Below are 13042 nucleotides of genomic sequence, written 5' to 3'. Positions count from 1 at the left end.
TTCTTTTTTATTCATTATTGTATTATCCTTATTATTAAAATTACTGAACGATATAGAGAATTAGTGGGGGGAGATGAGGAAGTGGCAATAGTACATCATTCAGCATGTCCGCTGAATTGCTGGGACAGCTGCGGATTCCTTGTTACCGTTGAGGATGGGAAGGTAACGAAGGTCGAAGGCAATCCGGAGCACCCGATCACACAGGGAAAAATTTGCGGCCGCGGCAGGATGCTTGAGCACAGGGCGAACTCAGAAGATCGCTTGCTTTATCCACTGAAAAAAATTGAGGGCAGTTTCAAGCAGATTTCCTGGGATCAGGCACTGGAAGAGATTGCGGAAAAACTGGCTCATTATAAAGAAAGCTATGGAACCACTTCCGTTTTGCATAGCCATGATTACGCAAACAGTGGATTGCTATCCAATCTTGACAGCCGCTTTTTCAACTTATATGGCGGTGTGACTGAATTGACCGGTTCGATTTGCTGGGGAGCCGGGATTGAAGCACAGAACTGGGATTTTGGCGATGCCTACAGCCATGCACCAAAAGATTTGACGAATAGTAAGCATGTCGTCATTTGGGGCAGAAATGTCGCACGGACGAATATGCATCTTTTCCAAAACCTTCAGGCTGTAAAAAAGAGGGGCACAAAGGTTTATGTGATCGATCCAATCTATAATGCAACAGCCAAGCTGGCGAATGAATACATTTCCATCAAGCCAGGATTTGACGGACTTTTGGCAGCTGGGATAATGAAGGAACTGCTCAGGATGAAATTGCATGATGAGGAGTTTTTGGCAGCTCATTCAGTGGGCTTCCAGGATTTAAAGGCATTGCTGGATAGCGTAACATTGGAATATATCAGTGAAGTGACCGAAGTTCCGATTGAGATCATCACTCATCTTGCTGAAGTATATGCTGACCGGCCGGTGTCAACGATCATGGGGCTTGGGATGCAGCGTTATGAAAATGGGGGCAATACGATCAGGCTGCTGGACGCTCTGGTTGCTGTCAGCGGCAACATCGGCATTCCTGGAGGCGGAGCCAACTATGCGAACAAGCAGGTTGGGCAGAGTTTTGACTATCAGAACATGACCATGGCTGAGCGGAAAAGTTCATCACGCACTTTTACAATGATGAGGCAGGCAGAGGGAATCCTATCAGCTATTGATCCTCAGATAAAAATGGGCATCGTCACATGCGGCAATCCGCTGACACAAGTTCCGGATACGAACAAAGTACGAGAGGCTTTTGAATCGCTTGAAACCCTGGTGGTGATTGACCAGTTCTTAACGGATACAGCTGAACTGGCTGATTATGTTTTGCCAGCTGCCACGGCCTTTGAGGTAGAAGATGTTTACTATTCATCGATGTACCATCATTATGTAAATGACGGTCCGAAGCTGGTTGAGCCACCGGGAGAAGCAAAGCCGGACGTCTGGATTTGGGCGGAACTCGCAAAAAGATTAGGCTTTGGCGAGGAATTCGATTTTACAAGAGAAGAATTCTTGGAAATGGGGCTCGTTTCATTGTTGAAGAAGGGCATTTCGCTCGAAAAAATTCGTGATGATAAATTTGCCGAATTGCCAGTGGATGAGATTCCATGGGCTGATCGAAAATTCAAAACGCCAAGCGGCAAATATGAATTCACTTCATCTGCAGTCACAGACGGCCGGATCAAGCTGTCACTGCCAACCGAAACAAAATGGACCAATCCCGATTTGGCGGAAAAATATCCATATACACTGCTGACGATCCATCCGCTGCGTTCCAACCACTCGCAGCACTTCCACCTGTTCCAGCCAGAGCCGTATGTGAAAGTAGAGATCGCCAGCAGCGTGGCTGCTGAAAAGGGATTGAAAGACCAGGACTATGTCCGAGTCTGGAATGACAGAGGTGAAATCCAAGGAACAGTTTCGATCCTCAAGGCTGCCCACCCGGGAACCGTGAACATCGACGAAGGATTGAGCGCGAGGTTTGGTGGCTCCGTCAACCAGCTGACATCTAGTAGAGAATCAGATAACGGACTCGGAAGCACGCTATACGATTGCTTGGTTAATATTGAAAAAGTGGAAAAAGATTGATGAATCTTTAGCCGCACTTGAATAGAGTGCGGTTTTTCTTTTTGAGTGAATAGGAGCAGAAATATATATATGATGGGAATTAGTGCAATTATTTTTAATCTTTTTGCTCCACACGAAAGTAACTTCCCTTTCATAAGGGCACTGTTCAAGCGGAAAGATACCCTTATGCAAGGCATTTCCCCGTCATAAGGATACGATTCAAGCAGAAAGATACCCTTATGCAAGGCATTTCCCCTTCATAAGGGCACGATTCAAGCAGAAAGACACCCTTATGCAAGGCATTTCCCCTTCATAAGGGCACGATTCAAGCGGAAAGATCCCCTTATGCAAGGCATTCCCCCTTCATAAGGGTACGATTCAAGCGGAAAGATACCCTTATGCAAGGCATTTCCCCTTCATAAGGGCACGATTCAAGCGGAAAGATACCCTTATGCAAGCAATTTCATCTCCACAACGCTACCAAGAGCTTGCTTCCTTTTACAAGCTTGTCTTTTCCTTTCGTAATCTCTATAATTGTGAGAGGAAAAAATCGTTTAGGTGATTCTTGCTTGAATAGATACATTTTTAAATAGAGGAGTGACATGGATGGCCTTAACAGCAGGTATTGTTGGACTTCCTAACGTTGGGAAATCTACATTGTTTAATGCGATTACACAGGCTGGTGCTGAATCAGCCAACTATCCGTTCTGTACGATTGACCCGAATGTCGGAATCGTTGAGGTTCCTGATTATCGTTTAACTAAATTGACTGAGCTAGTACAGCCGAAAAAGACTGTACCAACAGCTTTCGAATTCACTGACATCGCCGGAATCGTAAAAGGGGCGAGCAAAGGTGAAGGACTCGGAAACAAATTCCTTTCCCATATTCGCCAGGTAGATGCGATCTGCCAGGTAGTCCGCTGTTTTGCAGATGACAATATCACTCACGTTGCCGGTAAAGTAGATCCAATTTCTGATATCGAGGTTATTAACCTGGAATTGATTCTTGCTGACATGGAGTCAGTTGAAAAAAGAATTAGCCGTGTTGAGAAATTGGCTAAGCAAAAAGATAAGGAAGCTTCTATTGAGTTTCCAATTCTGGCACGTCTTCGTGATGCATTCGAAGCTGAACAACCTGCACGCGCGGTTGAATTCACTGACGAAGAAATGAAAATCGTTAAACATCTTCATTTGCTCACAATCAAGCCAATGCTTTATGTTGCTAACGTAGGTGAAGAGGATGTCGCAGATCCAAGCGGAAATGAATATGTACAGAAAGTCCGCGAGTTTGCACAAAAAGATAATGCAGAAGTAATCGTCATCAGTGCCAAAATTGAGGAAGAAATCGCTGAGCTTGAAGGCGAAGAAAAGCAAATGTTCCTAGAGGAACTAGGCATTGAAGAATCAGGTTTGGACCAGTTGATCCGAGCGGCTTACAGTCTGCTTGGCCTGGCAACATATTTCACAGCTGGCGTTCAGGAAGTCCGTGCATGGACATTCCGCCATGGCATGAAAGCACCTCAGTGTGCAGGTGTCATTCACTCTGATTTCGAACGTGGATTCATCCGTGCAGAAACAGTACATTACGATGACCTTCTTGCAGCCGGATCCATGGCAGCAGCTAAAGAAGCTGGAAAAGTTCGCCTTGAAGGAAAAGAATATGAAGTAAAAGACGGAGACATCATCCACTTCCGTTTCAATGTCTAATGAGCTGAACCCTGCGTAATTCGCAGGGTTTTATTTTTTTATTAAAAGGGTTAGAATTTCCCAAAGTTAAAATGGACAAAAATACGAACGTATGTTAGTATTTCACTAAAGGAATTATTAGTCCAGAATATGAAAAGTAGAATTGCTATACATAGCGTTGCCTTTGAATATATTCTGTGATATAATTTCATCTTGTGAGTAATTAATCAATTACTCCTTGCCCTGTAATGGGGCCGTTTAGACCAAAAGGAGGTGACAGTGATGAGAAAGTACGAAATTATGTACATCATCCGCCCAAGCATTGAAGAGGAAGCTAAAAAGGCTCTTACAGAGCGTTTCAGCAATATCCTTACAGAAAACGGTGCGGAAGTTGCAGAAGCTAAGGAATGGGGCAAACGCCGCCTTGCTTATGAAATCAATGATTTCCGTGATGGCTACTACCAGCTTGTTAAGGTAAACGCTACTCCGGCAGCAGTTGAGGAATTCTCTCGTCTTGCTAAGATCAACGAAGATATCCTTCGCCACATCGTAATTAGAGAAGAAGAATAATTAATGATATAAATAGAAACTTTCAGCGTAAAATGTTTCACATGGAACATTCAAGCTGGGGGGAAGGAGTTGATTCTGATGATGAATCGTGTCATTCTTGTTGGCCGTTTGACCAAGGATCCTGAATTACGTTTCACACCGAATGGAGTTGCTGTGGCTACTTTCACTCTTGCGGTAAATCGTTCATTTACCAACCAGCAGGGGGAAAGAGAAGCTGACTTCATCAACTGTGTGGTATGGCGCCGTCCAGCTGAAAACGTTGCTAACTTCTTGAAGAAGGGCAGCCTTGCAGGTGTTGATGGACGCGTTCAAACTCGCAGCTACGAAGGACAAGATGGTAAGCGTGTATACGTTACAGAAGTTCTTGCTGAGAGTGTTCAGTTCCTTGAGCCAAAAGGTCAAGGTCAAGGTCAAACTTCAGACAGAGGGGATAACAACTATTCCCGCCAAAATGATCAAGGTTCCCCATTCGGGAATCAGAATCAACGCCAGAACCAAGGTTATACAAAAGTAGATGAAGATCCATTTGCAGGTGGCGGCCAGATCGACATTTCAGATGATGATCTTCCATTCTAATATAACTCGGACGTGAAATAGAATACACAAGGAGGGAAATGACCATGGCAATGGGTGGACGCAGAGGCGGACGTGCAAAACGCCGTAAGGTTTGCTACTTCACAGCAAACGGAATCACTAAGATCGATTACAAAGACACAGATCTTTTGAAAAAATTCATCTCTGAGCGCGGTAAGATTTTACCACGCCGTGTAACTGGAACAAGCGCTAAATATCAGCGTAAATTGACAGTTGCGATCAAGCGTAGTCGTCAAATGGCATTACTGCCATACGTTTCAGGCGAATAATGATCGGTTTTTAAAAGGCAGCGGGGCATCCCGCTGCCTTTTATATTAGCTATTAGACACTTCGTTTGCTTGTCAGAGTTTTAGAAGCTAAAATAGTTCTTATCGGTTATTTTAAAATGGTTGGTACTTTGGTTCAGTTATAATATCTTGCTTGAACCTTAAGGCTGACCAAGGCGCATACGCATTTCGGTGAGGTGGATTATGAAGAATACATACAAGCTGACGGAAGGAGCCATTCTGTTAGCGATTTTTGCAGTTTTATTGTTGATCACTTTTTACATACCTGGCCTGGGGTTGGTTGTGAACCTCTTTCTTTCTTTGCCATTCTTGTTTTTTGGTGCTAAGTATGACGGTAAAAGTACGGCTGTGTTTACGATCGCAGCTGTATTATTATCGATGATTCTAGGGTCACTTCTGGCAATCCCGCTTGCATTAGCATATGGGACGACTGGTGCTGTGATGGGATACATGGTCAGAAAAGGGAAAAGCAGGTTTACAGCATACATAGCAGGTTCCCTCGTGTTTCTTTTGAATTTAGTGGCACAATATGCATTGTCGGTCATCTTATTTAAAATTAATATTATCGAAGAACTGATGGAGGCTTTTCGTGTTTCTACCGACCAGGCGATCAAAATGCTGGAACAAATGGGGCAGACCCCTGATGAGAAACTCATCAAGCAATTTGAAACAATGATCGATATGATGGAAGTGCTTATGCCAAGCATGTTCGTCATGGCTTCATTTTTGATTGTGTTCCTGCTTCAGCTTGTCTCGTTCCCATTCTTGAAGCGTTTTGGGATCAAGGTGCCATCCTGGCCTCCATTCAGGGAATTGAATCTGCCAAAAAGTATCTTATGGTACTATCTCATCGCGATGATAGCAGCATTAATCATGCAGCCGGAAAAAGGGACTTACTGGTACTGGGCGATTTCCAATCTTACATTCATACTGCAGATGCTGATGGTTCTCCAAGGTTTATCATTAGTTTTTTATGTTACACATATAAAACGGTATCCTAAAGCTGTTCCAATCATCGTCATTATCCTGACCTTCCTCCTGCCATTTGTTCTTTATATTGTCAGGATATTAGGTATAATTGATTTAGGGTTTGACTTAAGAAAACGTCTTGGGGAGAAGAAGTAATCAGAAACTAACGCTTTAGGAGCTGAGCACATGCCTTCTTATTTAGAGAGGCGGCAAATACGTTATCCATTGTATGGATTGATGGCCGTAACACTGGTGCTAATTGGATTTCTGTCTTACTATAACTGGATTATAGGAGCGGCAGGGTTCATTCTCACTGGCCTGTTGATATATCTCATTTTTCAAGTGAACCATATAATTAGGCAGGAAACGCAAGAATACATTTCCACGCTGTCTTATCGGGTAAAAAAAGTCGGCGAGGAAGCATTGATGGAAATGCCGATCGGAATCATGCTGATCAATGACGACTATTATATTGAGTGGACGAATCCTTTCATTGCTGCTAGTTTCAATGAAGACTCACTTGTCGGCAAATCGCTGTATGATGTAGCCGATGCGGTCATTCCATTGATTAAGCAAGAGGTAGAAACTGAAATCATTACTCTTCATGATCGGAAGTTCAGGGTCATTCATAAACCTGAGGAAAGGCTGCTCTACTTTTTCGATGTGACCGAACAGGCAGAAATTGAAAAAATGTACCATGATGAGCGCACAGTCATTTCGATTATTTATCTTGATAACTATGAGGAACTGACCCAGGGTATGGATGACCAGACGAAAAGCAGCTTGAACAGTCTTGTTACTTCCATTTTAAATAAATGGGCTACCAATAATGGAGTATTCCTCAAGAGGGTTTCTTCAGAACGATTCTTCGCTGTTTTTAGTGAACATATTCTCCAGCTGCTCGAAAAAGGGAAATTCACGATTCTCGATGAAGTCAGGGAAACAACATCGAAGCAGAATGTCCCATTAACTTTGAGCATTGGTGTTGGTACAGGTTATTCCTCGCTTCCTGAGCTCGGAAGTCAGGCGCAGTCCAGCCTGGACTTGGCATTGGGACGTGGCGGCGATCAGGTAGCGATCAAACAGCCTAACGGCAAAGTTAAGTTTTATGGCGGCAAGACGAATCCTGTTGAAAAGCGTACAAGGGTAAGAGCGCGAGTCATTTCTCATGCATTGAAGGAACTCGTTATTGAAAGTGACAAGGTCTTGATCATGGGACACAAAAATCCGGATATGGACGCAATTGGTTCGTCAATCGGTATCCTAAAAGTAGCACAAATGAACAAGCGTGAAGGCTTTATTGTGTATAATAAAAATGAGATCGATACAGGTGTACAGCGCTTGATGGATGAGATTAAGGAAAACGAATCTCTTTATTCAAGATTCATTACACCAGAACAGGCTTATGAAATTGCTTCTGATGACACATTGCTTGTCGTTGTCGATACTCATAAACCTTCACTTGTCATCGATGAAAGACTATTGAACCGGATTGAGAACGTCATCGTGATTGATCACCATCGCCGCGGTGAGGAATTCATTAAAAATCCGCTGCTCGTCTATATGGAGCCTTACGCTTCATCGACGGCTGAGCTGGTAACGGAATTGCTAGAATATCAGCCGAAGAACGGAAAAATCCAGATGCTTGAGGCTACTGCTTTATTGGCAGGAATCATCGTAGACACGAAAAGCTTCACCTTAAGGACAGGGGCCCGTACTTTTGACGCTGCATCATACCTGCGAAGCCATGGTGCGGATACTGTTCTTGTACAGAAGTTCTTAAAAGAAGATATTAATACTTATATCAAAAGAGCAAAAATTATAGAGAATGTTTATTTTTACCGGGATGGCATTGTCATTTCAAAAGGAGAGGACGATGTTTACTGTGACCAGGTGCTGATTGCACAGGCAGCAGATACACTCCTGACGATGGACGGCGTGTCAGCGTCATTCGTGATCTCCAAAAGATCAGAAGACACGGTAGGCATCAGCGCAAGATCGCTTGGGGAAATCAACGTCCAGGTGGTCATGGAAAATCTCGAAGGTGGCGGGCATTTAACTAATGCTGCGACGCAAATGTATGATATCTCTACGGATGAGGCAGAAACACTTTTACAAAATGCGATAGAGGATTATTTAGAAGGGGGACAAAAAGAATGAAAGTAATCTTTTTGAAGGACGTTAAAGGAAAAGGCAAAAAAGGCGAAATCAAAAATGTGGCAGATGGCTACGCACACAATTTCCTGATTAAACAGGGTCTTGCAGTTGAAGCAAATCAAGCCGCTATGAGTTCCCTGAACGCACAGCAGAAGAAAGAAGAGAAAGTGGCTCAGCAGGAGCTTGAAGATGCGAAAGCTTTGAAGGAAAAGCTGGAAAAAGTTACAGTTGAATTATCCGCGAAATCCGGAGAAGATGGCCGTCTTTTCGGCTCAATCACAAGCAAGCAGATTGCTGATGAACTGCAAAAAGCTAATGGCATCAAGCTTGATAAGCGAAAAATTGAGCTTCAGGATGCTATTCGCACACTTGGATACACAAAGGTTCCAGTAAAGCTTCATAAGGATGTTCTGGCAACTTTGAATGTCCACGTTAAAGAAGGTAAATAATTTACAGTTCCATATAGTCGTAAACATGATAAAATAATATAGTTACAGAAATAGGTGATCGGTTCTGCTGATCACTTTTTTCAGTTCGAAGAGAGCGTGAATTATGTAAGGGGGCAGGCAGATGAGTGAATTATTCGCGGATCGACTTCCGCCACAAAACATGGAAGCGGAACAAGCCGTAATTGGCGCAATATTTTTAGAGCCATCAGCTTTAACTCTTGCTTCAGAAATTCTATTACCCGAAGACTTTTATCGTGTTGCGCACCAGAAAATCTTCAACGTTATGCTGGATTTAAATGATAAAGGCAAAGCTATCGACCTGGTGACCGTCACTGAAGAACTGGCATCATCCAAGCTGATTGAAGATGTTGGAGGCGTCAGTTATTTAAGTGAATTGGCGGCATCCGTTCCGACGGCTGCTAATATAGAGTATTATGCTAGAATCGTAGAAGAAAAGTCATTGCTGAGAAGGCTGATCCGGACAGCATCAGGCATCGCTGAAGATGGCTATATGCGTGAGGATGAAGTCGAAGCATTACTTGCCGAAGCAGAAAAGAACATAATGGAGGTTGCCCAACGCAAAGGCGGAGGAGCCTTCCATAATATAAAAGATGTCCTTGTCAGGACATACGATAATATTGAGGAAATGCATAACCGTCAAGGTGATATCACCGGCCTTGAGACTGGCTTTACCGAGCTTGACCGAATAACAGCTGGCTTTCAGCGAAACGATTTGATCATCGTTGGCGCCCGTCCTTCTGTTGGTAAAACAGCATTCGCCTTGAATATCGCCCAGAACGTTGCGAAAAAGACAGGAGAGAATGTCGCGATCTTTAGTTTGGAGATGGGAGCAGAACAGCTTGTCATGCGTGTCCTTTGTGCGGAAGGAAATATCGATGCCCAGAGGCTTCGTACAGGTTCCCTGACTGATGAGGACTGGGGCAAGTTGACGATGGCAATGGGAAGCCTGTCGAATACAGGAATCTTCATTGACGATACTCCGGGTGTCAAAATTACCGATATCAGGTCAAAATGCCGACGTTTAAAGCAGGAGCAGGGACTTGGCATGATCATGATCGATTACTTGCAGCTGATCCTCGGGAGCGGACGTGCCGGCGAAAACCGTCAGCAGGAAGTATCTGAGATATCCCGTTCCCTTAAGCAGTTGGCGCGTGAATTGCAGGTCCCTGTCATCGCACTGTCCCAGCTTTCCCGTGGAGTGGAACAGCGACAGGACAAGCGTCCGATGATGTCTGATATTCGTGAATCCGGTTCAATTGAGCAGGATGCCGATATCGTAGCCTTCCTTTACCGTGATGACTATTATGATAAGGAATCCGAAGACAAGAACATCATTGAGATCATCATTGCCAAGCAGCGTAACGGCCCGGTAGGAACCGTAAAGCTGGCATTCGTAAAAGAATACAATAAATTCGTCAACATTGAAAACAGGTATGACGAATCGTACGCTCCACCTGGGGCATAATGAGAATTGATCCTTATGGATTGATTCTCTTTTTTTTTGCTGATATTTTATTTAGTATATATAGGATGTAGGGTTTTACGAACGAAATAATTATAATTTAAAATTAATGTTCGTGTTTAGTTGACTTAATGCTATTATTACTGGTAAACTTTATATGTTTGAAGCGGAAAAAAATTAACCGTATACCTTTGGAGGTGCTTTTTATATGTCATCCGTAGTAGTAGTTGGTACACAATGGGGAGACGAAGGAAAAGGGAAGATTACTGACTTCCTTTCAGAAAATGCTGAAGTGATTGCCCGTTACCAGGGAGGGAACAACGCAGGACATACAATAAAGTTCAATGGTGAAACATATAAATTGCATTTGATTCCATCAGGGATTTTCTATAAAGATAAAGTCAGTGTTATCGGAAACGGCATGGTTGTGGATCCAAAAGCGCTCGTGAAGGAACTAGCCTATCTTCACGATAAAAACGTTACGACAGACAACCTGCGAATCAGCAATCGCGCGCATGTCATTCTTCCGTATCACTTGAAACTTGATGAAGTGGAAGAAGCGAGCAAGGGTGCCAATAAAATAGGAACGACCAAGAAGGGCATAGGTCCTGCATACATGGACAAAGCTGCGAGAACGGGTATCAGGATTGCCGACCTTCTTGACAGGGAAGTTTTCGAGGAGAAGCTAACACGCAATCTCGAGGAGAAAAACCGCCTGCTCGAGCGCATCTATGAAACTGAAGGATTTAAGCTTGAGGATATTTTAGACGAGTATTACGAGTATGGTCAGCAAGTCAAAGATTATGTGGTCGACACATCTGTCGTTTTGAACGATGCTTTGGATGAAGGACGACGTGTACTATTTGAAGGTGCACAGGGCGTTATGCTCGATATCGACCAGGGAACATATCCATTTGTTACATCATCCAATCCCGTAGCTGGCGGAGTCACCATTGGTTCAGGTGTAGGACCAACGAAAATCACCCATATCGTAGGAGTTTCAAAAGCTTATACGACTCGTGTCGGTGACGGACCATTCCCTACAGAGTTAGATAACGAAATCGGCCACCAGATTCGCGAAGTAGGACGAGAATACGGTACGACAACAGGCCGCCCACGCCGCGTAGGCTGGTTCGACAGCGTCGTTGTCCGACATGCACGCCGTGTCAGCGGAATCACTGATTTATCGCTGAACTCTATCGATGTTTTAACGGGAATTGAAACGCTCAAAATCTGTGTAGCATACCGCTACAAGGGTGAGTTAATTGAAGAATTCCCTGCAAGCCTTAAGACACTCGCTGAATGTGAGCCAGTCTACGAGGAGCTGCCAGGCTGGACAGAAGACATCACAGGTGTGAAATCACTAGACCAACTGCCAGAAAACGCAAGACACTATCTTGAGCGCATCTCACAACTGACAGGCATCCCATTATCCATCTTCTCAGTCGGCCCGGACCGCACCCAGACAAACGTCGTCCGCAGCCCTTGGAGATCATAATAATTATTGTTCTAGCCCCTGCTCATTGGAACGGGGGCTTGTTTTTTTACAGGGTGAATCCCAGCTGTATCCAGTTCGCGGAATTCCGGCTTGAATTCGCGGGAATAATGTAGTTTTTCGCGGGAATACCAGTCTATTTCGCGGAAAAACTCCTTAACATCGCGGAATTATCCTGTTTTTAGTAAATTTCTATTTATAAAATTGAATAAATTTAAGGAAAGCAGAGTGAACTACAAAGAAAAACAAGAAAAAGCAAAAAATATTTTAAAAAGATATATACAAACAATAAAATGCTATGGTAATATAAACAACGTTGTCACTAATTCGACAAAAAGTGATAAAGTTTGATACGAGCCATTAGCTCAGTCAGTTGCTTGCATCCAGGAGTTCGCTTCAGCGGCAACTTGCGAGAAAGGCCGAAGGTCTTTTGAGCACATTTCACAGAAGATCCAATATAGGGGTCAATTTTAATATGAGCCATTAGCTCAGTCGGTAGAGCATCTGACTTTTAATCAGAGGGTCGAAGGTTCGAGTCCTTCATGGCTCACCAAGTTTTTTTCGCGACAGCGAAAATAAACTTCCTTAGATTCGCGACAGCGAAAATAAACTTCCTTAACCCAGTGAAAAAGGATCAACTTAATATCTGGCCCCTTGGTCAAGCGGTTAAGACACCGCCCTTTCACGGCGGTAACACGGGTTCGAATCCCGTAGGGGTCACTTTATTACATATTTAATTGAGTATTATCATGGCTCAGTAGCTCAGTCAGTTGCTTACTTCACCGGATAAGCATCTCTGGCAACTTGCGAGAAAAACCGGGAGGTTTTTTGAGCAGAGTTTTTAAACAATGCAAAGTTTAGGAAACATTATATTATCTTGGCTCAGTAGCTCAGTCGGTAGAGCAGGTTGCTCACATCATCGATTAAGCATCTGCGGCAACCTGCGAGAAAGACCGAGAGGTCATTCGAGCAAAGGATCTAAACCAAATAAAGATTAGGGTGCAATTTTTAACGTGGCTCAGTAGCTCAGTCGGTAGAGCAAAGGACTGAAAATCCTTGTGTCGGCGGTTCGATTCCGTCCTGAGCCATTAAAAAAGGGAGCGTGTCATATGACATGCTCTCTTTTTTTTGTAACATTTATGTAACATAAAGATAAACTTCCTATTTTTAACATGTTTGTGTTGCTATTAACAACATTGTTCATTAATTATGCTCCGAAAGTAGGAGAATGCACTGATATTACTAGGTTTTCTGCTCATTTTTAATAAAAGAGATAGGAAAATATGCTGAT

At 43.5% G+C, this 13042-nt stretch carries 10 protein-coding genes and 3 tRNA genes; all 13 read left to right on the top strand.

Annotation, left to right across the window (positions count from 1 at the left end; all coding sequences use genetic code 11):
- Window positions 1–81 precede the first annotated feature (81 nt).
- The 13 genes from AC0VX7_RS23710 to AC0VX7_RS23650 all read left to right on the top strand — a co-directional run bounded on the left by AC0VX7_RS23710 (window position 82) and on the right by AC0VX7_RS23650 (window position 12839).
- Window positions 82–2082, top strand: coding sequence for a molybdopterin-dependent oxidoreductase (locus AC0VX7_RS23710; protein WP_475426199.1), 2001 nt, complete (start codon window positions 82–84; stop codon window positions 2080–2082).
- Window positions 2083–2667: 585 nt separating this feature from the next.
- Window positions 2668–3768 carry a redox-regulated ATPase YchF gene (gene ychF / locus AC0VX7_RS23705; RefSeq protein ID WP_475426198.1) on the top strand — a complete coding sequence of 367 codons (1101 nt, stop codon included), beginning with the start codon at window positions 2668–2670 and terminating at the stop codon, window positions 3766–3768.
- 261 nt (window positions 3769–4029) lie between these two features.
- Window positions 4030–4317, top strand: a complete 288-nt coding sequence (gene rpsF, locus AC0VX7_RS23700; protein WP_475426197.1) for a 30S ribosomal protein S6 — start codon at window positions 4030–4032, stop codon at window positions 4315–4317.
- Window positions 4318–4395: 78 nt separating this feature from the next.
- Window positions 4396–4893: a single-stranded DNA-binding protein gene (gene ssb, locus AC0VX7_RS23695; protein ID WP_214904072.1), complete on the top strand. Its 498-nt coding sequence runs from the start codon at window positions 4396–4398 to the stop codon at window positions 4891–4893.
- 50 nt (window positions 4894–4943) lie between these two features.
- Complete coding sequence (rpsR, locus tag AC0VX7_RS23690; RefSeq protein WP_031307629.1) at window positions 4944–5180, top strand: 30S ribosomal protein S18; 237 nt, start codon at window positions 4944–4946, stop codon at window positions 5178–5180.
- A 201-nt stretch (window positions 5181–5381) separates the two neighbouring features.
- Window positions 5382–6323 (top strand): YybS family protein, encoded by a 942-nt coding sequence (locus AC0VX7_RS23685; protein WP_475426196.1) that lies wholly within the window; start codon window positions 5382–5384, stop codon window positions 6321–6323.
- Window positions 6324–6353: 30 nt separating this feature from the next.
- Complete coding sequence (locus tag AC0VX7_RS23680; RefSeq protein ID WP_475426195.1) at window positions 6354–8327, top strand: DHH family phosphoesterase; 1974 nt, start codon at window positions 6354–6356, stop codon at window positions 8325–8327.
- Window positions 8324–8773: a 50S ribosomal protein L9 gene (gene rplI, locus AC0VX7_RS23675; protein WP_475426194.1), complete on the top strand. Its 450-nt coding sequence runs from the start codon at window positions 8324–8326 to the stop codon at window positions 8771–8773. The genes AC0VX7_RS23680 and rplI overlap by 4 nt, the downstream gene beginning before the upstream one ends.
- 121 nt (window positions 8774–8894) lie before the next feature.
- A complete protein-coding gene (dnaB, locus tag AC0VX7_RS23670; RefSeq protein ID WP_475426193.1) occupies window positions 8895–10259 on the top strand; it encodes a replicative DNA helicase in 1365 nt (454 codons plus the stop codon).
- Window positions 10260–10464: 205 nt separating this feature from the next.
- Window positions 10465–11754, top strand: coding sequence for an adenylosuccinate synthase (locus AC0VX7_RS23665; RefSeq protein ID WP_475426192.1), 1290 nt, complete (start codon window positions 10465–10467; stop codon window positions 11752–11754).
- A gap of 474 nt (window positions 11755–12228) precedes the next feature.
- Window positions 12229–12304, top strand: a tRNA-Lys gene (locus AC0VX7_RS23660).
- Window positions 12305–12399: 95 nt separating this feature from the next.
- Window positions 12400–12471: transfer RNA gene (locus AC0VX7_RS23655), tRNA-Glu, on the top strand.
- 295 nt (window positions 12472–12766) lie between these two features.
- Window positions 12767–12839: transfer RNA gene (locus AC0VX7_RS23650), tRNA-Phe, on the top strand.
- Window positions 12840–13042: the final 203 nt, after the last annotated feature.

The organism is Mesobacillus sp. QJM3NY_10 (genome assembly GCF_056173465.1).
This window is presented reverse-complemented; position numbering and strand designations above follow the sequence as displayed.

What these genes read in the sequence shown, in the direction of transcription:
- ychF (WP_475426198.1), top strand. Translation starts at nt 2,668, where the DNA reads ATGGCCTTAACAGCAGGTATTGTTGGACTTCCTAACGTTGGGAAATCT.
- rpsF (WP_475426197.1), top strand. Translation starts at nt 4,030, where the DNA reads ATGAGAAAGTACGAAATTATGTACATCATCCGCCCAAGCATTGAAGAG.
- ssb (WP_214904072.1), top strand. Translation starts at nt 4,396, where the DNA reads ATGATGAATCGTGTCATTCTTGTTGGCCGTTTGACCAAGGATCCTGAA.
- rpsR (WP_031307629.1), top strand. Translation starts at nt 4,944, where the DNA reads ATGGGTGGACGCAGAGGCGGACGTGCAAAACGCCGTAAGGTTTGCTAC.
- AC0VX7_RS23685 (WP_475426196.1), top strand. Translation starts at nt 5,382, where the DNA reads ATGAAGAATACATACAAGCTGACGGAAGGAGCCATTCTGTTAGCGATT.
- AC0VX7_RS23680 (WP_475426195.1), top strand. Translation starts at nt 6,354, where the DNA reads ATGCCTTCTTATTTAGAGAGGCGGCAAATACGTTATCCATTGTATGGA.
- rplI (WP_475426194.1), top strand. Translation starts at nt 8,324, where the DNA reads ATGAAAGTAATCTTTTTGAAGGACGTTAAAGGAAAAGGCAAAAAAGGC.
- dnaB (WP_475426193.1), top strand. Translation starts at nt 8,895, where the DNA reads ATGAGTGAATTATTCGCGGATCGACTTCCGCCACAAAACATGGAAGCG.
- AC0VX7_RS23665 (WP_475426192.1), top strand. Translation starts at nt 10,465, where the DNA reads ATGTCATCCGTAGTAGTAGTTGGTACACAATGGGGAGACGAAGGAAAA.